Origin of the sequence: Catenulispora rubra, assembly GCF_015356825.1 — a bacterium.
Taxonomy (GTDB): Bacteria; Actinomycetota; Actinomycetes; order Streptomycetales; family Catenulisporaceae; genus Catenulispora; species Catenulispora rubra.
In genome coordinates, this window is the sequence record NZ_JAACYW010000219.1 from 1 (window position 1) to 19,479 (window position 19,479).

14 protein-coding genes and 1 pseudogene are annotated in these 19,479 nt (G+C 71.1%); 12 read left to right on the plus strand and 3 right to left on the minus strand.

Annotated features, from left to right (window positions below; all coding sequences use genetic code 11):
• The 3 genes from GWK61_RS39265 to GWK61_RS39275 all read left to right on the plus strand — a co-directional run.
• A partial coding sequence (locus GWK61_RS39265) for a DUF459 domain-containing protein (RefSeq protein ID WP_194916793.1) occupies nucleotides 1-1,012 on the plus strand: 1,012 nt, incomplete at its 5' end.
• 139 nt (nucleotides 1,013-1,151) lie between these two features.
• Nucleotides 1,152-2,324: a cysteine desulfurase family protein gene (locus GWK61_RS39270; protein ID WP_194916794.1), complete on the plus strand. Its 1,173-nt coding sequence runs from the start codon at nucleotides 1,152-1,154 to the stop codon at nucleotides 2,322-2,324.
• A 115-nt stretch (nucleotides 2,325-2,439) separates the two neighbouring features.
• The gene (locus GWK61_RS39275) at nucleotides 2,440-2,991 is read left to right on the plus strand and encodes a hypothetical protein (RefSeq protein WP_194916795.1); all 552 of its coding nucleotides are present in this window, start codon (nucleotides 2,440-2,442) and stop codon (nucleotides 2,989-2,991) included.
• Nucleotides 2,992-3,083: 92 nt separating this feature from the next.
• Here the strand turns inward: GWK61_RS39275 and GWK61_RS39280 are convergent, their stop codons facing one another.
• A complete protein-coding gene (locus GWK61_RS39280) occupies nucleotides 3,084-4,358 on the minus strand; it encodes an NAD(P)/FAD-dependent oxidoreductase (RefSeq protein WP_194916796.1) in 1,275 nt (424 codons plus the stop codon).
• Nucleotides 4,359-4,437: 79 nt separating this feature from the next.
• Between GWK61_RS39280 and mnmA the strand changes: the two genes are divergently transcribed.
• Together mnmA and GWK61_RS39290 are read left to right on the plus strand one after the other, a co-directional pair.
• Nucleotides 4,438-5,514 (plus strand): tRNA 2-thiouridine(34) synthase MnmA, encoded by a 1,077-nt coding sequence (gene mnmA / locus GWK61_RS39285; RefSeq protein WP_194916797.1) that lies wholly within the window; start codon nucleotides 4,438-4,440, stop codon nucleotides 5,512-5,514.
• Nucleotides 5,515-5,608: 94 nt separating this feature from the next.
• The gene (locus GWK61_RS39290; RefSeq protein WP_194916798.1) at nucleotides 5,609-7,327 is read left to right on the plus strand and encodes a penicillin-binding transpeptidase domain-containing protein; all 1,719 of its coding nucleotides are present in this window, start codon (nucleotides 5,609-5,611) and stop codon (nucleotides 7,325-7,327) included.
• A 143-nt stretch (nucleotides 7,328-7,470) separates the two neighbouring features.
• On the opposite strand, the gene GWK61_RS39295 is transcribed toward GWK61_RS39290, so the two are convergent.
• Nucleotides 7,471-7,968 carry a MarR family winged helix-turn-helix transcriptional regulator gene (locus tag GWK61_RS39295; RefSeq protein WP_323747957.1) on the minus strand — a complete coding sequence of 166 codons (498 nt, stop codon included), beginning with the start codon at nucleotides 7,966-7,968 and terminating at the stop codon, nucleotides 7,471-7,473.
• A gap of 57 nt (nucleotides 7,969-8,025) precedes the next feature.
• Between GWK61_RS39295 and yczE the strand changes: the two genes are divergently transcribed.
• Both yczE and GWK61_RS39300 read left to right on the plus strand, forming a co-directional pair.
• Nucleotides 8,026-8,790 carry a membrane protein YczE gene (gene yczE, locus GWK61_RS61060; RefSeq protein WP_369125648.1) on the plus strand — a complete coding sequence of 255 codons (765 nt, stop codon included), beginning with the start codon at nucleotides 8,026-8,028 and terminating at the stop codon, nucleotides 8,788-8,790.
• Nucleotides 8,687-9,193, plus strand: a pseudogene (locus tag GWK61_RS39300) (NADPH-dependent FMN reductase); the annotation flags it as partial. The gene yczE and the pseudogene GWK61_RS39300, both read left to right, overlap by 104 nt.
• A gap of 88 nt (nucleotides 9,194-9,281) precedes the next feature.
• On the opposite strand, the gene GWK61_RS39305 reads toward GWK61_RS39300, so the two are convergent.
• On the minus strand, nucleotides 9,282-9,731 hold the full coding sequence (locus tag GWK61_RS39305) for a hypothetical protein (protein ID WP_194916800.1): 450 nt from the start codon (nucleotides 9,729-9,731) through the stop codon (nucleotides 9,282-9,284).
• A gap of 283 nt (nucleotides 9,732-10,014) precedes the next feature.
• On the opposite strand from GWK61_RS39305, the gene GWK61_RS39310 reads away from it, so the two are divergent.
• The 5 genes from GWK61_RS39310 to GWK61_RS39330 all read left to right on the plus strand — a co-directional run bounded on the left by GWK61_RS39310 (nucleotide 10,015) and on the right by GWK61_RS39330 (nucleotide 19,360).
• Nucleotides 10,015-11,037: a methionine synthase gene (locus GWK61_RS39310; RefSeq protein WP_194916801.1), complete on the plus strand. Its 1,023-nt coding sequence runs from the start codon at nucleotides 10,015-10,017 to the stop codon at nucleotides 11,035-11,037.
• A 71-nt stretch (nucleotides 11,038-11,108) separates the two neighbouring features.
• Entirely contained in the window at nucleotides 11,109-13,289 is a 2,181-nt protein-coding gene (gene ligA, locus GWK61_RS39315; RefSeq protein ID WP_194916802.1) for an NAD-dependent DNA ligase LigA, read from the plus strand.
• Nucleotides 13,290-13,452: 163 nt separating this feature from the next.
• On the plus strand, nucleotides 13,453-15,591 hold the full coding sequence (locus GWK61_RS39320) for a putative bifunctional diguanylate cyclase/phosphodiesterase (protein ID WP_194916803.1): 2,139 nt from the start codon (nucleotides 13,453-13,455) through the stop codon (nucleotides 15,589-15,591).
• A gap of 68 nt (nucleotides 15,592-15,659) precedes the next feature.
• Nucleotides 15,660-16,421 (plus strand): hypothetical protein, encoded by a 762-nt coding sequence (locus GWK61_RS39325; protein ID WP_194916804.1) that lies wholly within the window; start codon nucleotides 15,660-15,662, stop codon nucleotides 16,419-16,421.
• A 74-nt stretch (nucleotides 16,422-16,495) separates the two neighbouring features.
• Nucleotides 16,496-19,360, plus strand: coding sequence for an alpha/beta hydrolase (locus GWK61_RS39330; RefSeq protein WP_194916805.1), 2,865 nt, complete (start codon nucleotides 16,496-16,498; stop codon nucleotides 19,358-19,360).
• Nucleotides 19,361-19,479 lie beyond the last annotated feature (119 nt).

Sequence of the window (19,479 nt, forward strand, 5' to 3'; positions counted from 1 at the left end):
CCCACAAACAACCCCCCTGGCCCGAGCCCTCCTAACCCTCGACCTCATCCAAACCCGCCCCGGCATCACCGCCGACCACCTCGCCGCCACCCTCGACGTCTCCGACCGCGCCGTCCGCCGCACCATCGCCACCCTCCGCGAAGCCGGCGTCCCGATCGACTCCACCAGCGGCCCCTACGGCGGCTACCGCGCCGGCCGCGGCCTCCGCCTGCCGCCCCTGACCTTCACCGCGGCCGAGGCCCTGAGCCTGGTCATGGCCGCCCTCGACGGGCACCACGACGCCGCCGACCCCGCCGGACTCGTCGGCCGCGCCCTCGGCAAGATCACCCGCGCGCTCCCCGAGCAGGTCGCCGTCCGCGCCGAAGCCGTCCGCCACGCCACCGCGGACGACCCGCTCCGCATCCTGGTCACCGGCGACTCGCTCTCCGACTTCGACGGCCGGCAACTGGCCCGCATGGTCGCCGCCGACCACCTCCCGGCCAAGGTCCGGGTCCAGGCGCGCACCGGCACCGGCCTCACCCAGCCGTCCGTGTTCGACTGGTCCGACGAGGCCGCGCAGGACGCCGCGGACTACGACCCGGACGTCGTGATCATGGTCCTCGGCGCGAACGACGGCTGGCCGCTGCACGGCGCCGACGTCGGCTCCAACGCCTGGAACGCGGAGTACTCGCGCCGCGTCGAAGCCGTCTCCCGCGACTTCATCGCCGGCGACCCGCAGCGCCGCGTCTACTGGGTCGGCCCGCCGGTCCCGCGCTCGGCGCCCTGGATCCACATCTTCGCGCGCATCGACGACGCGGTGCGCGCGGCCGTGCCGAACGTCCCCGGGCTCCGCTATGTGGACGTCGCCGGGCCGACCTCCGACCACGGCCGCTACACCGACTACCTCACCGACGCCGCCGGTCACCGGGTCCTCGCACGCCAGCACGACGGGATCCACTTCAGCTTCCCCGGCTCGGTCTTCCCGGCGCGGATCATCCTGGCCGCGCTGCGCGGGGAATACACGCTGGGCTGACCGCCTTAGCGCTTACGGCGGGCGGTAAGAGGCCCCCCGTTTCCGCGTGCCCTCAGGCCTCCGGGTGATCCCCGTACGCCAGGCGGTGCCGGGTGCGACAACCGCCACAGTCAGCCAGCCCTTAGAATCGCAGCTAATCATGGCCGTATATCTGGATCACGCCGCGACGACCCCCATGCTCCCGGCCGCCGTCGACGCGATGACGGCTCGGCTGGGCCGCACCGGGAACGCCAACTCCCTGCACGCCGCCGGGCGCGCCGCCCGGCGCGTGGTGGAGGAGTCCCGCGAACAGATCGCCGAGGCCCTGGGGGCTCGTCCCTCCGAGGTGGTGTTCACCTCCGGCGGGACCGAGAGCGACAACCTGGCGGTCAAGGGCCTGTACTGGGCCCGCCGCGACGCCGACCCCCGCCGACGGCGCATCCTGGCCGCGAAGATCGAGCACCACGCCGTCCTGGACCCGCTGAGCTGGCTGGAAGAGCACGAGGGCGCCGAGCTCGACTGGCTCCCGGTGGACTCCCTGGGCCGGGTGCACCCCGAGACGCTGCGCGCGGCGATCGAGCGTGACCCGGACTCCGTGGCCCTGGCCACGGTGATGTGGGCGAACAACGAGGTCGGCACCGTCCAGCCGGTCCGCGACCTGGCCGCCGTCTGCCACGAGTACGGCATCCCGATGCACTCGGACGCCGTGCAGGCCGTCGGCGCGCTGGACGTGGACTGGAGCGCCAGCGGCTTGTCCGCGATGACCTTCACCGCGCACAAGATCGGCGGCCCGATCGGCGTCGGCGCCCTGCTCCTGGGCCGCAAGACCCAGGCGGTCCCGGTGCTGCACGGCGGCGGCCAGGAGCGCGACGTGCGCTCCGGCACGCTGGACACCCCGGCGATCGCGGGCTTCGCGGCCGCGGTGGTGGAGGCGGTGAAGGACCGCGAGGCCAAGGCCGAGATGCTGGCGGGGTTGCGCGACGACCTCATCGCGCGGGTCTGCGCCGAGGTGCCGGACGCGGTGGTGAACGGCGACCGCGGCGTCGGCACCGGCCTGCCCGGCATCGCGAACATGACGTTCCCCGGCTGCGAGGGCGACTCGCTGCTGATGCTGCTGGACGCCCGCGGCGTGGAGTGCTCGACCGGATCGGCGTGCTCGGCCGGGGTCGCGCAGCCGAGCCACGTGCTGCTGGCGATGGGGGTCGACGGCGAGCCGGCCCGCGGCTCGCTGCGGTTCTCGCTGGGGCACACGTCGTCGAAGGCTGATGTGGACGCGTTGGCCGAGGCCATCGGGCCGGTGGTCTCCCGGGCGCGCGCCGCCGGGCTCAGCTAGCGGCCGCTGTCCGTTTCAGGACACTCCATTGACAGCCGGCCGCACTCGACAGGACTCTGAGTCCCCGTCGGGTCATGTCGGCGACGAATGGGGCATCATGCTTCGCACGCGTTCCATGCTCGCGCTTCTGGCGGGTGTACTGCTGCTCTCCTGCGCGGCGCTGGCCGCCGGTCCGGCGTCCGCCTCCGTCGACTCCGGGCAGAAGTGGGTCCAGGACTCCATCACGGCGCAGCTCGCCCGCAAGCCCGGGGGAGTGGTGGACGGCGACTCGATCCACTACGCCAAGGAAGGCGTCACGCTCACCTACAAGCCGCCGACCGCCCCCGGCAGTGCCGTGGCCTACGACTTCGCCGGATGCAGCACCGGCGAAGTCTGTCTCTACACCACGTCCAACGTGATCGCCTCCGGCGTGCGCCTGAGCACCGGATCGCTGTGGTGCCCGTGGGAGAACACCAACAACCTGCTGGACCTGCGCGACTACGGCCTGTCCAACCAGATCCGCGCGGCCGACAGCGAGGGCGGTTGGTGGGCCGAGGGGATCTGGTCGAAGGTCGGGGTGCGTGGGGAGCAGTGGAAGATGGATCCGCACGGGATCCTCTACAACCTCAGCACCACCAACATCACGTACCTGAACGTGTGCATCAACGAGAACGACCTCGAGTTCTGAGCCCGAGTCCCGAGCGCGAGTCCCGAGCCCGTGTTCTGGGCCCGGATCCTGAGGCCCGGTTCTCGGCCGGGCTCAGCTCAGCTCAGTGCAGCTCACCGCGCCGCCACCTCGGCCAGCGGCACCGCCGGGTTCCGCAGTCGCGTCAGATCCACCGTGGCGCGGCCGAGAATCAGGTTCCGCACCTCGTCGACCACGTCCCAGACGTTCGCGTTCATCCCGGCCAGCACCTTCCCGTCGGCCAGCCAGAACGCCATGTACGCCCCGGAGGCCGGGTCGCCCCGAAACACCACCTCGTCGTACCCCGAGGCCGGGATGTGCCCGACGTACTCCATCCCGAGGTCGTACTGGTCGGTGTAGAAGTACGGCAGCCGGTCGTACTTCAGGTCCGTGACCCCCATCATCGACGCCGCGGCGACCTTCGGCTGGTTCAGCGCGTTGGCCCAGTGCTCGACCCGGATCGGCTCGTCGTAGAACGGGTGCCAGGCGCTGGCGACGTCGCCGGCGGCGAACACGTCCGGGTCCGCGGTCCGCAGTGTGGCGTCCACCACGATGCCGTTCGAGACCTCCAGCCCGGCGGCCTCGGCCAGCCCGGTGTTCGGCGCGGCGCCGACCGCGACCAGGATGTGGTCGGCCTCGATCTCGGTGCCGTCGGCCAGCCGGACCCGGGTGGCCTGCTCGACGCCGTCCACGTCCTGCAGCGTGAAGGAGTCCACGCCGACACCCAGGCGCAGGTCCACGTCGTGCGCGCGGTGCAGCGCCGCGAACTGCGCGCCGACCTCGGGCCCGAGCACCCGCAGCAGCGGCTGCTCCAGCGCCTCCAGCACCGTCACCTCGACGTCCTTCTCGCGCGCCGCCGCCGCGACCTCCAGCCCGATCCAGCCGGCGCCGACGATGGTCAGCCGCGAGCCCGGGATCAGCTCGTCCTTGGTGCGCTCACTGTCCTGCAGCGTGCGGAAGTAGCGCAGGTTCTTCGCGTCGCCGCCGGAGACGTTCAGCCGGCGCGGCGCGGAGCCGGTGGCCAGCAGCAGCTTGCCGTAGCCGACCTCCGTGCCGTCGTCGAGGCGCACCACGTGCCGCTCCCGGTCGATCGCCACGGCGGTGCGGCCCAGGCGCAGCCCGACCTGGTTCTCCACGTACCAGGCGCCGGATTCGTGGACGAAGACCTTGTCCCGCTCCTCCTTGCCCTGCAGGAAGCCCTTCGACAGCGGCGGGCGCTCGTAGGGCAGGTCGTGTTCGGCGCCGACCAGCTCGATCGGCCCGTCCCAGCCGTCCTCGCGCAGGGCCTGCGCCGTCTTGGCCCCGGCCAGGCTCGCACCGACGATGACCATGCTGTCCGTGCTGCTGTCCGTGCCCTCAGCGCCGCTCATGGCGTCCTCCGCTCGTGGTAGCCGTCCCCCGCCCCTTATGACCCGCCTCACAGTCAACCATTCCACGTACCCTTGACCTATGCGTGTCTTGGCGGCGATGTCCGGTGGTGTCGATTCGGCGGTGGCTGCCGCCCGGGTCCGGGACGCGGGTCACGAGGTGACCGGCGTCCATCTCGCGTTGTCCCGGAACCGCCAAGCCCTGCGCGACGGCGCGCGCGGCTGCTGCACGATCGAGGACTCGCACGACGCCCGGCGCGCAGCCGACATGCTCGGCATCCCCTTCTACATCTGGGACATGTCCGACCGGTTCCACGAGGACGTGATCGACGACTTCGTCGCGGAGTACCAGGCCGGCCGCACCCCGAACCCCTGCCTGCGCTGCAACGAGAAGATCAAGTTCGCCGCGGTGCTGGACAAGGCGCGGGCGCTGGGCTTCGACGCGGTCGCCACCGGCCACTACGCCCGCCTGCTCGACGGCCCGCACGGCCCGGAGCTGCACCGCGCCGCCGATCCGGCCAAGGACCAGTCCTACGTCCTGGGCGTCCTGGACACCGACCAGATCGCGCACTCCCTGTTCCCGCTCGGCGACGACACCAAGCCCGCGGTCCGCGCCGAGGCGGCCGAGCGCGGTCTGTACGTGGCCAAGAAGCCCGACAGCCACGACGTCTGCTTCATCCCGGACGGGGACACCAAGGCGTATCTGGCCAAGACGCTGGGCACCAGCAACGGCCCGATCGTGGACAGCGCCGGCCGCAAGGTCGGCGAGCACGACGGCGCCTGGGGCTTCACCATCGGCCAGCGCCGGGGCCTGCGGATCGGCGACCCGGCCGGGGACGGCCGGCCGCGCTACGTGCTGGACATCTCGCCGGTCAGCAACACCGTGACCGTCGGGACGGCCGAGGAGCTGGACGTCACCGGGCTGTCCGGGATCAAGCTGCGGTGGTGCGGGCCGGAGTTCACCGGCCGCATCGAGTGCCACGCGCAGTTGCGCGCGCACGGCGCAGGCGTGCCGGCCACCGCCGAGCGCACCGGTCCGGACGCCATCGAAGTCGTGCTCCATGAGCCGGTTCGCGGCCTCGCGCCGGGACAGGCCGCTGTCCTTTATGACGGGACTCGGGTCATCGGTTCCGCGACCGTGGCGCAAACCTCACGTTAAAAGGCCGGCCAAAGGCCAACCAATCAGCCCTCACGTGCGTCGGTTAGGGTCGTAGGCTGAAAAACCCGATCCGACAGTATGGGGAGGGACCCCGATGGGTTCACGACGCACGCTCCTGGCTATAGCCGCGACAGCGACCTCGCTCGCGGTCGTCACCGCGGGCTGCTCCGGCAGCTCCAAGCCGAAGCCGGCGGCGAACAGCGGTTCCCAGACGGCCACCTCCGCCGGCGCCAGTCCGACCGACACGGCCGCGGCGGCGTTCCTGGCGGCCTGGCAGTCCGGGGACTACACCAAGGCCGGCGCCCTGACCGACGTGCCGGACAAGGCGGGCCCGCGGTTGAAGGCCGTGATGGAGTCCCTGGCGCCGAAGACCATCGTGCTCAAGCTGGGCTCGCAGATGAACGCGCCGAGCAGCAGCGGCTCCGCCTCCGGCTCGGGTTCGGCGACCCCGGGCGCCGCGAGCAGCCCGACCACGCCGAACCCGCTGAGCAACGCGGTCCACTACGACTTCAGCGTCACCGACACCTTCGCCGACGGCCTGACGTGGTCCTACAACTCCACGATGGCGGTGCTGCCGCCGACCGGGAACAACCCGGCGCTGGTGCACTTCGTCTCGGCGGTCATCAACCCGCAGCTGAGCGGGGCGTCGAACCTGAAGGCGGTGCCGCCCGCGGTGCCGGTCGCCGACCGCAACGGCGTGCCGCTGTCCGGCAAGGACCACCCCAGCATCGCCAGCCTGCTGACCAAGCTCTCCGTCTCCAAGCCGCAGAGCGGCACCCAGGCCTCGCTGCAGATCCAGTTCATCGACAACAACACCGGCCTGCAGATCCCCGGCTCGAACTCGATCCAGCTCGGCGCGCCGAACACGACCAGCGGCCTGCAGCTCGGCTCGACGTTCGACTCGAAGATCCAGACCGCCGCGGAGAACGCGCTCCAGGCGTACCCGAACTCCGGCATGGTGGTGATCAAGCCGTCCACCGGCGAGATCCTGGCGATCGCGACGAACAACAAGAACAACACGAAGATGGCCTACGCGGCCACCCGCGCCCCGGGCTCGACGTTCAAGACGGTCACCGCCACGGCCCTGATGCTCGGCGGCATGCAGCCGTCCGACCCGGCGGACTGCACACCGACCGCCCAGGTGGGCACTGAGACGTACCACAACGACGAGGGCCTGAAGGACGGCTTCACCGGCGCCACGCTGCTCACGGCCTACGAGAAGTCCTGCAACACCTCGTTCGTGAACGCGACGCTCGGGCACAACCTGGCGATGGACAGCCTGTCCAAGACCGTCCACGACTACTACGGGCTGGACCAGCCCTGGGACATGGGCATCGGCAAGGCCACCTACTGCACCCCCGGCAACCTGCAGGTGCCGCCCGCCGACACCAAAAGCCTGCTCGCCGCCTCGGCCTTCGGCCAGGGAAAGACCACGATGTGCCCGCTGACCATGGCATCGATCGCCGCGACGGTGGCCACCGGAACGTTCCACCAGCCGGTCCTGATCCCCGGCTTCCAGGGCCCGGCCAAGGCCCAGCCGCTGCCCGGAGGCGTGGACCAGAACCTGCAGACGATGATGCGCGGCGTGATCACCGACGGCACCGCGACCTCGCTGCAGAACATCGCGCCGACCCTGGGCGCCAAGACCGGCTCGGCCGAGCCGAACGCCACGGACCCGACCGACTCCTGGATGATCGCCATGGACCCGCAGCACGACATCGCGGTCTCCGCCCTGGTGCTCAACGGCGGCTTCGGCAACGCGGCGGCCGGCCCGGCCATCGCCGCCATGATGAAGGCCGCCGGCCTGAGCTGACGCGCGGCGCCGGCCGGCTGGCAGCGCTTTCCGACCGGCACTGCCTCCTGCTCCTGATGCCCCGGACCTTCGCGGTCCGGGGCATTCGGCGTTCCGGGGTCGGGAACGCCGGCGCTCCGGGCGGCGTTGCTCGGCGCCGGGTGTCAGTCTTCTGGGTCGTCGGCATGGTCGTGGTCGCGGCCGCGGTCCTCCAGCGGGCCCAGCACCACGTCGCCGATCTCTCCCAGCACCCTGATCTGCTCCGGAGTGAGCCGGTCCATCAAATGTCGGCGCACGGAGGCGACGTGGCCCGGCGCGGCCTGCTCGATCGTGCGGCGCCCGGCCGGCGTCAGCACCACGAACGAGCCGCGCGCGTCGCCGTCCACGTCCTCGCGGCAGACCAGACCACGCTGTTCCATGCGCGTGATGTGGTGCGACAGCCGGCTCTTCGACCACTGCATGCGCGCGGCCAGCTCGCTGAGCCGGCGCCGGTCGTCGCCGTCGGTCAGGTTCGACAGCACGTCGTAGTCGGCCTCCGACAGTCCCGCGTCCTGCGCCAGATCGCGGTTGATCTCGGCGCTGAGCAGCAGGCGCATGCGGCGGTACGCCAGCCAGGCACGCATCTCGTCGTCGTTCAGCCAGCGCGGTTCGGTGGTGGTCACGGCCCCAGCCTAGCGCTGTAGTTGACATGTCACCAACCATGGCGCAGACTTGTTGACATGTCACCAACGCCTCTGCCGTGCCGCCTGGCTCAGCTCTTCGCCGGGCTCGTGCTGTTCGGCGCCAGCACGGCGCTGATGGTCGCCTCGGGGCTGGGTTTGGCCTCCTGGGACGTGCTGCACCAGGGCCTGGCCCGGCACACCGGCCTGCCGCTGGGGCGCGTCGTGATCATCGTCGGCGCGCTGGTGCTGCTGGCCTGGATCCCGCTGCGGCAGCGTCCCGGCTTCGGCACGGCGAGCAACGTCGTCGTGGTCGGCCTGGCCGCCGACGCGACCCTCGGCTTCCTGCCGACGCTCCACGCGCTGGCGCCGCGCGTCGCACTGCTCCTCGGCGGCATCGCGCTGAACGGCGTCGCCACCGGGCTCTACGTCGGCGCCGGGCTCGGCCCGGGTCCGCGCGACGGCCTGATGACCGGCCTGTCGGCCCGGACCGGGAAGTCGCTGCGTCTGACGCGCACCGGCATCGAGATCGCGGTGCTCGCCGTCGGCTGGCTGCTCGGCGGCACCGTCGGCGTCGGGACCGTGCTGTTCGCCGCCGCGATCGGCCCCTTGGCTCAATTCTTCATCGACCGCTTCGACCTGACCGGAGACCACAATGCCCCGCCTGCTCATCATCACCAGCACGACCCGTCCCGGACGGATCGGGACCGCCGTCGCGGACTGGGTGCTCGACCTGGCCCGCGAACACGGCGGGTTCGACGTCGAAGTCGCGGATCTGGCCGAGATCGGCTTGCCATTCCTCGACGAACCCGGTCATCCGTCTGAGGGCACGTACATCCACGACCACACGCTTCGGTGGAGCGCGATGGTGGACGCCGCCGACGCCTTCCTGATCCTCGCCGCCGAGTACAACCGCGGGATCACCGCGCCCCTGAAGAACGCGCTGGACGCCCTCTACGCGGAGTGGGCCGGCAAGCCGGTCGGCTACGTCAGCTACGGCATGTCGTCGGCGGGCCTGCGCGCCGTCGAGATGATCACGCCGGTCGCGGTGGCGCTCGGGATGACGCCGCTGCCGGACGTCGTGACGCTGCCGCTGCGGGAGGTGCTGGACTCCGACGGCCGCCTGATTCCCGGCGAGCGCAGGGCACGGAGCGTGCAGCTGCTCCTCGAAGAACTGCGGCGCTATGCCGAAGCACTCAGCCAGTTGCGGAAGCCCGCCGCGGCCTGAGGGCCGACCGGTGTCGCCTCAGCAGCCAGCAGCCAGCAGCCAGCAGCCAGCAGCCAGCAGCCAGCAGCCAGCAGCCAGCTGGCTGCAATCAGCTGTCGAAGCGCACGAACAGCTCCCGCTGATCCGCCCCCGCCAGCAGCGCGAGCAACGACAGGGACCGGATCAGCTGCCCGCACCGATACGCGTCCCAGCCGCCGTCCGCGGCCCCGTCGGCGGCGGCCCAGCGCTCCGCGAGCGCGTCGACGTCGTGGTCGCTCAGATACGCCAGTCGCGAGCCCAGAGCGGCCCGCACGGGTAACAACACCGTGCCCCCGGCATCGTCAGGGCCCTCATGCGCCGGGGTGAGCACCGTCTCCCGCACCTCCGCCGGATCGTTGCCGGTCACCAGCAGATCCAGGTCGATCAGCTGCGCGGGATCCAGGTCGCCGGCCGGCACGGTGTCCAGCGCGGCCAGCACCGCCGAGGTGTCGGCATGGGCCGCGGCGGCCGCCACCACCCGCAGTTCGGCGGGGCTCGCGGCGAAGAACACGGTCGACACGGGACGGGCTCCAGGAAGTCAAAACGGTCACCGGGGGGCGAGCGGGCTTGGGGAACAGGGCTGGTGGCGGGCTTTCACAAGGTCTGGTGCTGGTCACAATAGCGGCGAGCCGGGCTCTCGGCTCGTGCATTCGACACCCCGTCGGGTGATGTCGGGGGCGCGCGCCCCGACCGCGACACCGCGGAGTCCCGGCCTGGGTCCTCATCCGGGACCGCCGCCTGGCCGTGCGGGCCGTGCGGGCCGCCGAACAGGCGCCCGCCGTATTTTGGCTACGCTTCGTCCCATGCACCGACCCCCACGCGCCACCGGTATCGGCTCCCTGCCCGGCACCGACCCGGCAGCGGCCCACCGCCTGGTCTTCGACGAGCTGCCGGACCTGCCGCACCTGCCCGAACTCCCGGCGCGCGGCGTGGGCGCGGACATGATCGGCCGTGGCACCGCCTTCCTGGTGGAGCTCTACGCCGAGGTGCAGCCCAGCGGCTGGCGGCTGACCGACCGGCCGGGCCGCGACGCCCGGCGCGCGGCTTCGTTCCTGCGCCAGGACCTGGACCTGCTGGAGGAGAACGCCCAGGAGTTCACGGAGACGCTGAAGGTCCAGGTCGTCGGCCCGTGGTCGCTGGCCGGGACCCTGGAACTGCGGCACGGCGACCGGATGCTGGCCGACCTCGGCGCCGTCCGCGACCTCGCCGAATCCCTGACCGAGGGCCTGAAGGTGCACATCGCCGACGTGCGCAAGCGGGCTCCGCGGGCCGGCGCGCTGCTGGTGCAGCTGGACGAGCCGGCGCTCCCCGGCGTCCTGCGCGGCACCGTGCCCACCGCCAGCGGCTTCGGCCGGCTGCGCGCGGTCGAGGAGCCGGTGGCCCGGGAGATGCTGGAGGCCCTGGTCAAGGCCGTACACGACGCCGATGCCCAGGTCGTCGTGCACTGCTGCGACCCCGCCGTCCCGATCGAGCTGCTGCGCAGGGCCGGTGTCGACCACATCTCCTTCGACGCCACCACGATCGACGCCACCGGGCCCGGCACCTCGCCGGCTCGCGACGAACAGCTCGGCGAGGCGATCGAGGCCGGGGTCGGCCTGATGCTCGGCGTGGTGCCGTCGGTGGACCCGGCGCGCGCTCCCAGCGTCACCCAGCTCCTCGACAAGGTGCTGTCCCTGACCCGCCTGGGCTTCTCGGCGGCGCAGTTGGCCCAGGCCACGACGATCACCCCGACCTGCGGCCTGGCCGGTGCCACCCCGCCGTGGGCCCGTCAGGCGCTGGTGCTGGCGCACCGCACGGCCGACGCGCTGGCGGACAAAGCCTCCTGAACTGCGGGACTGTCAGTGCGTGGCGGTAGATTCTCAGTGTCGAAACGGCCCCCGACCAGTGAGGTGACGCGTTGTCCGCCACGGATGAGACCACCCCCGCTACCCCGGCGCAGCAGCACGCGGCCCTGGCCGAGGAGATCGAGGACGCGCGCTACCGCTACTACGTCCTCGACGCGCCGACGGTCAGCGACGCCGAGTTCGACGTGAAGCTGCGGCAGCTGGAGGCGATCGAGGACGCGAACCCGGAGCTGCGCACGCCGGACTCGCCGACGCAGAAGGTGGCCGGCGCCTACGAGACCGAGTTCACCTCGGTCCCGCACCTGGAGCGCATGCTCTCGCTGGACAACGCGTTCACCGCCGAGGAGCTTCAGACCTGGGCCGACCGCATCGAGAAGGACCTCGGCGCGCTGCCGGACCTGCTGTGCGAGCTGAAGGTCGACGGCCTGGCGATCAACCTGCTCTACGAGAACGGCAAGCTCACCCGGGCCCTGACCCGCGGCGACGGCCGCACCGGCGAGGACATCACGCCGAACGCGAAGACCATCCAGAGCATCCCCCAGACCCTGACGGGCACCGCCGAGTTCCCGGTGCCGGAGCTGGTCGAGGTGCGCGGCGAGGTCTACTTCGCGGTCAAGGCGTTCGACGCGTGGAACGAGAAGATCCTCGCCGAGACCGGCCGCTCCTACGCCAACCCGCGCAACGCCGCGGCCGGCTCGCTGCGGCAGAAGGACCCGCGGATCACCGCGCAGCGGCCGCTGTCGATGGTGGTGCACGGCATCGGCGCGCGGAAGGGCTTCACGCCGACTTCTCAGTCGCACTCGTACGACGCGCTGCGGGCCTGGGGCCTGCCTACCTCGGACCGGGTCAAGGTCGTCAAGACCCTGAAGGACGTCCAGAAGTACATCGACTACTACAACAAGCACCGCCACGACGTCGAGCACGAGATCGACGGCGTGGTGGTCAAGGTCGACGAGCTGGCCATCCAGGGCCGCCTGGGCAGCACCTCCCGGGCCCCGCGCTGGGCCATCGCCTTCAAGTACCCGCCGGAGGAGGTCACCACCAAGCTGCTGGACATCCGGGTCCAGGTCGGCCGCACCGGCCGGGTGACGCCGTACGCGGTGATGGAGCCGGTCACGGTCGCCGGCTCCACGGTCCAGAACGCCACGCTCCACAACCAGGAGATCGTGGTGAAGAAGGGCCTGAAGATCGGCGACACGGTGATCCTGCGCAAGGCCGGCGACGTGATCCCGGAGATCGTCGGCGCGGTGCAGGACCTGCGCGACGGCTCCGAGCGCGACTTCGTGATGCCGGAGAACTGCCCGGACTGCGGGACCAAGCTGGCTCCGCAGAAGGAGGGCGACATCGACCTGCGCTGCCCGAACTCGCAGTTCTGCCTCGGGCAGATCCGCGAGCGCATCGACTTCATGGGCAGCCGCAACGCGCTGGACATCGAGGCGCTGGGCTACGAGTCGGCGGTGGCGCTGACCCAGCCGGCCGGCGGCACCGCGCCGGTGCACGACGAGGGCGACCTGATGAGCCTCAAGATCGAGGACCTGGCCGAGCTCAAGATGCTGCAGGGCAAGCGCGGCGCGGACGCCGAGCCCGGCGAGATGGAGCTGGTGCCGTACTTCTACACCAAGGGCACGCCGAAGAAGCCCAGCGTTCCGACCGCGACCACCGAACTGCTGCTGCAGCAGCTGGAGCTGGTGAAGACCGACCGGCCGCTGTGGCGCTTCCTGGTCTCGCTGTCGATCCGGCACGTCGGCCCGACCGCGGCCCGGGTGCTGGCCCGCGAGTTCCCGTCCTTCGACGCCCTCGCGAACGCCACCGAGGACGAGCTGAAGGCCGCCGAGGGCATCGGCCCGACCATCGCCACCGCGATCGTCGAGTGGTTCGCCGTGGACTGGCACCGCGAGATCATCGGCAAATGGCAGGCGGCCGGCGTGGTGCCTGTTGTGGAATCCCAGCCCGAGGGCCCGAGGCCTCTTGAGGGATTGAGCGTGGTCGTAACGGGCACATTGGCCGGTTTCACACGGGATGGCGCGGCCGAGGAACTCACCAGCCGGGGTGCGAAGGTGAGCGGTTCGGTCTCCAAGAAAACCTCATTTGTCGTGGTAGGGGATAACCCCGGCAGTAAGTATGACAAGGCCCTGAGCTTGGGGGTGAAGGTGCTCGACGAGGAGGGTTTCAAGGTTCTGCTGGGGGCCGGTCCCGAGGCGGCTGCCGCTACAGTGGCGGAAGCAGGGGCCTGACACCGACGCCCGGCCCGGCGTCAAGACCAAGGCGAAACCTTTACGGTCCGTCTCTGGTCGGCGACGTTCTGATACGGCAATATGGCCGCGTCAGCCCGTTCGCTGACGCGCGCACCGACGCTGAAGTTGTTCAGCAGAGCTCCGGTACAGGAGGGTCCGCTCCATGCACCGACCATTCGAGCCGGACTACGGCCCGAAGGCCGATCCCGGACGTCTGTACGCCTTCGTCGCCTCCGTCAGCGCGGCCGGGATCACCATCCTGGCCGCGTTGTTGGTCTTGAACTGGCACGGTTCCGGACCCACCACGCAGTCGGTGCCCGCGCTGCTGATGACCATCTGCCTGGTCTTCCTCGGGGAACTGCGGCCCCTGATGAAGTTGCAGCACACGAACCGCGAGGCCGCCACCACCACGGTGTTCACCATCGCGCTGCTGATGTTGGCGGGCTGGCCGCTGGCGGCGATGGTGCAGGCCGCAGCCTCCCTGGTCGGCGGCGCGGCCGGGCGCCGGACCTGGTGGCGGATCCTGTTCAACGTCTCGCAGTTCACGCTGTCCCTGGGCGCGGCCTGCCTGGTGCTGCGATGTTTCGGCATAGTGCCGACTCCGGGGCGTCCGTGGGCGCCGAGCGTGACCTCGATGGCCGCGATCCTGCTGGCCGGCGTCGCGTATTTCGTGGTGAACCTGTTCTTCGTCTGGCAGGCCGTGGCGCTGTGGACCGGCGTACGGCTGTTCGGCATCGCCCGCCGCGAGTGGCGGGTCGAGCTGCAGGTGGTCGGCGCCTCGGTGGTGCTGGCGCCGCTGATAACCGTGGTGATGCGGCACGAGCCGTACCTCATCGTGCTGTTCATACCGGTGCTGCTGGTCTTCTACCGCAGCGCCCTGGCGTTCGACGAGAGCGAGTGGCAGTCGCTGCACGACCCGCTGACCGCGCTGCCCAACCGCAAGGCCCTGCGGCGCCAGGCCGAGATCATGCTCGGCACCGTGCCCGCGACCGACGGCGACGGGCCGTCCTCGCTGTACTCCTCCGGCCGCCCCCCGGCCGCGGTCGCCGTCCCGCACGGCAAGATCGGCCTGTTCCTGCTGGACCTGGACCGTTTCAAGGAAGTCAACGACACCCTCGGCCACGCCGCCGGCGACGAGCTGATCCGCGAGGTGGCACAACGGCTGTCGGCCGCGGTCCGCGCCGAGGACATGGTCGCCCGGCTCGGCGGCGACGAGTTCGCGGTCCTGCTCCCCGGCCTGCCCGATGTCGAGGCCGCGCAGCAACTGGCGCAGCGGCTGCTGGACGCCGTGGCGGTGCCGTACCGGCTGCACGGCTTCAACCTGGACGTCGAGGCCTCCCTGGGCATCGCCCTGCACCCCGACGACGCCAGCCACTACGACGTCCTGCTCCGGCACGCGGACGTGGCGATGTACGAGGCCAAGCGCGGCAAGACCGGCTTCGTCCGCTACGACCCGGCGAAGGACCGCAACAGCCCGGACCGGCTGGCGCTCCTGAGCGACCTGCGCGAGGCCCTGGACGCCGGCCGCATCGAAGTGCACTACCAACCGCAGGCCTCGTTCAAGGACGGCCGCGTCGTCGGCGTCGAGGCGCTGGCCCGGTGGCGGCACGACGTGCGCGGCGCGATACCGCCGGAGACGTTCGTGAAGCTCGCGGAGTCGAGCGGGTTGATGGCGCGGCTGACGGAGTACATCCTCGACATCTCGCTGCGGCAGGCGGCGCTGTGGTGGCGCAACGGTTACGGCGTGCCGATCGCGGTCAACGTCTCGCTGCGCGACATCGAGAGCCCGCACTTCGTGGAGATGGTCGAGCGCAAGCTGGCGCAGCACCGGGTCCGGCCCGAGGCACTGCGGCTGGAGGTCGCGGAGCGGGTGCTGGTCGGCGACGCGCAGAGTGTGAGGGCGGCGCTGATCGGGCTGTCGAAGCTCGGGGTCCGGCTGTCGCTGGACAACTTCGGGACCGGCTACGCCTCGCTGCTGACGTTGCGCCGGCTGCCGTTCGACGAGATCAAGATAGACCGGTCATTCGTCGGCGGCATCGGCTTCGACGCGGATGACGCGGCCATCGTCCGGTCGACGATAGACCTGGCGCACTCGCTGGGACTGCGCGTCGTCGCTGAGGGCGTCGAGGACCCTGCGACGTGGTCGACGTTGGAGGACTACGGCTGCGACGAGGCGCAGGGCTGGCTGGTCGCCAAGGCACTGCCCGCGTCGGAGATCTGCGCGGTGCTGGCGCAGGGGGTGCCTTCGGGGGCGCCTAGTTCTTCGGGAAGCGGGACGGGGCCGGATCAGCTTTCCGCGTAGGTGTGACACCCGAACCGCGGTCGAAGTCGTCTGTACTGATGGAAGGCGCAGTGCGCACCATCAGGTTCATGGACGGGGGCTCGATGTCCGCAGGGGCGAAAACGGCTGGTGGCTGTGCGGTGATCCTTGCTGTGCCGCTGGTGTGGTTCGGGGTGTCGGTCTTCTCGTCCTTCCAGAGGATGGAGCCCGAGTCACAACCCGACGTCGTGAAGGCGGCGCAGTCGGCCACGGCCCGGTCCGCGGATCAAGCGGTCAGCGCTCAGGTCGACAGCCGGGTCGGCCAAGTCCGTGCCGCGCTGCCCTGGGCCGCCTACTTGGGGACGACGGTGGCGGATGTCTGCCAGACCGTTCACACCCCGAGTGGCTCCTTCGGGGCCCGTTCGACGTGGAGTCCCGTGACCTGCACCCGGACCGACACGGTCTACGAGGCCTTCGACGGTGATCTCCAGCAACGCCTCGCACAGCTCGACGGGGTCCTGGGTGGGGCGGGGTGGCGTCCCCTCGGCCAGGTGGCCGCGCCGAAGCAGGATCGGTCCGGCGTGGTCAAGCTGCCGTACTACGTGCCGATCACGCGCGATTTCACCCCACCCACCGGTACGGCGGCGTACGGGGAACAGGCCTGCCAGGTCGAAGTGACCCGGGCTCCCCACCTTCCGGACCTCGACGACGGTACGGCCGCCCACGACCTCGCCCTCAAGGACCCGTCGGCCGGCACCTCGTACTACCGCGCCTGGCAGCCCTACAGCCCCGCTCAGGTGGCCACGGCCTATCCCGCCCACAGCGCGGTCGTCGCCTTCACGCTCAGCGTGAGATACGGGACCAGCGGGTAATCGAACCCTGAGACCGCTACGGTCTCTCGGGGGACGACACCGCCGCCGTCCTGTTGGTCACGGGAGGGGCGTCGATGTCGTCGCGGGTGCATGTGCTGTTCGTCCATGGCCTGTTCTCCGGCGCGGACACCTGGTCGCATTTCCAGGACCTGCTCAGCCGCGATCCTGACCTGGCCTTCGTCCAGACGCACACCATGCAGTACTTCACGCCGAAGGTGCGGGTGCGGCCGGATCGGCGGATTCCGGATTTCGCTGATCTGGCCGCGCAGTTGGCGACCCGGCTGAAGGGCGAGGATCTGCGCGAGGCGGGGTCGATCGTGCTCGTCGCGCACAGCCAGGGCGGTCTGGTGGTGCAGAAGTTCCTGGCCAGTGCGACGATTCGGGGGCAGGCGCGGGATCTGGTGCGGATTCGGCAGATCGTGCTCTACGCCTGTCCGACGTTGGGCTCGCCGTTCTTCGCCAAGACGCGGCGGTTGGTGTTCGGTGCGCGGCATCCGCAGGAGCGGCAGCTGCGGATGCTGGACGGTGAGGTCTTCGAGGCGCATCAGCTGGTGCTGCGTAATGTGGTCAACGCCGACGCCGTCACCGACTACACGTGCCCCATCCCGGTCACCGCGGTGGTCGGCGGTGAGGACAACATCGTCCCGCGCATCGAGGCCACCGGCTGGTTCCCGACCACCGAGACCGTCGCCGCCGACCACTTCTCGATCCTCAAGCCCGCCGACCACAGCGCGATGGAGTACCAGATCCTCAAGTCGGCGCTGCTGGCCGCGGCGGATCCCGAGCGGCCCGGCCCGGTCCTCGGTACCGGTGCGGACGCCGTCGAGCAGCAGGCCATCCAGTTCTCGGTCGAGCCGCCGGCCGGCCTGGGGCGGCTGCGCGGCCGGGACGCGCTCGTCAGTGCCCTGATGGCGCCGGGGCGCAGCCGGGTCCACGTGCTGTCCGGCATGAGCGGCATCGGCAAGACGCACATCGCCTCCGAGGTGGCGGCCCGGCGCAAGGACGAGGGCTGGAACGTCTGGTGGGTCTCGGTCCCGCAGCTGGCGCCCCGCATGCGCGAGGTCGCGCACCTGCTCGGCCTGCCGCGCGGCGAGATCGACGAGGCGTGGCGCGGCGAGCGCAGCCAGACCGACCTGGTCTGGCGCGGCCTGGAGCACCACGACCGGCCCTGGCTCCTGGTCTTCGACGGCGCGACCGACCCGCAGCAGCTCGGCCGCGTCGCCTCCGACACCGGCCGCTACGACGGGACCGGCTGGGTCCGGGACGTGACGTCCGCCAAGGGCTCGGTCATCGTCACCGCCCGGGGCGGCCACAACGACGTGTGGGGCCCCTGGTGCCGCATTCATCGGGTGGAACCGCTCAGTGAATACGACGGCGCCGACGTGCTCCTCGACATCGCCGGGCCGGACTGCGGGGGAGTGGAGCAGGCCCGCCAGCTCTCCCGCGCCCTCGGCGGGCTGCCGCTGGCGCTGCGGGCCGCCGCGAGCCGCGTCCGCTCGGTGTCCACCGGCGCGGTCTTCCTCTCCGAGCCGGGCCTGTCGGACTTCGCCGGCTACCTCGCCGAGTGGCGGACCCGCGAGCAGGCCGGCAACGGCGACCCCGCGGCCGAGTCCGGCCAGGAGGTTCTGGGCCTGAGCATCGTGCGCGAGTCGTTGCTGCTGTCGGCGCGCGGGCTCACCACGGCCGCGACGCGCCTGCTGCACCTGTTCGCCTGCCTGTCCGACACCGCGGTGCCGTACCGGCTGCTGGCCCGGCCGGAGATGCTGACCGAGACCCCGCTGTTCGCCGGCGTCTCGATCGAGCAGATCCGGCTGGCGATCGGGCAGCTCGCCGAGGCGCACCTGATCCGCAAGCACGAACGCGGCGCCGACGACCCCGACCTGAGCGAGTTCCTGTCGCTGCACCCGATGGTCCACAACGTCTTCCGCGAGGACGACCAGGTCCAGGCGCACCGCGTCGACTACGGCCGCGCCATGCTCGACATCCTCGCCGCCGCCACCGATCACCGCACCGCCGACGACCCCGACAACTGGGCCGTGTGGGCCGCGCTGTTCCCGCACGCGCGCGACGCCGTGCTGTCCACCGTCACCTCCCCGGCCACCAGCGGCGAGCGCTTCCTCGTCGTCTCGGCCCTGAACCTGGCCCGGACCACCGCGCGCTACCTGCTGGCCTCCGGCCTGCTGGAACCGGCCGGCACGCTGCTGGACGCGCTGATCGACGGCTGCGCCGGCTACCGCTTCGCGCCGACCGACACCAAGATCCTCGCGCTGCGCCACGAACGCGCCCGGCTCTCGATCGAGCTGGGCCGCTACGACCGGGCCGAGGCCGAGCTCACCGAGGTGATCGCCGGGCAGATCGCCGGCCACGGGCCCGACCACGCCAACACCTGGGCCAGCCGCCACCAGCTCGCCAAAGCCCTGCTGGAGCAGCAGCGGTGGGTCGAGGCTGAGGCGATGCTGCGCGAGATCCTGCCCGCCGCGCGCCGCATCAACGGCTGGCGGCACCGCGACACTGTGACCGTCTGGCACACCTGGGCCCGCGCGCTGCTGCACGTGGAAGGCGCGCGGCAAGCCGAGACCATGTGCCGCGAGATCCTGGCCGCCTGCGACCAGCTGTGGACGCCGTCGTACCCGGAGACGCTCTACGCCTGGCAGACCCTCGGCCGCTCGCTGCTCTACCAGCAGAAGCCCGACCTGGCCGAGTGGGAGCTGCGGCGCGGCCTGAGCCGGGTCGCGGACACCGCCTCGCCCGGCGCGCTGGGCATCCGGCACTTCCTCGGCATGGCCGTGCTGCAACAGGGACTCGTCGCAGAAGCCCGCGACGAACTCAGCACCCTGCTGGCCGACGAGGAGCGCGTCCTGGGCCCGCAGCACCGCCTCACGGACAAGACCAGGCGCCTGATCGCGGAGATTACCGACCGGCTGCGCGGGGGAGGTTAGGGCCCACGCAGAAACAACTTCCCTCAGTTCGGGTGTGTCGTGTCGGTGCGCGGTGTCGTGAGGACTGTGTAGTTCCAGTCGGGATGGAAGACATGGCGGTTGAGCAGGGTTTTCTCGAA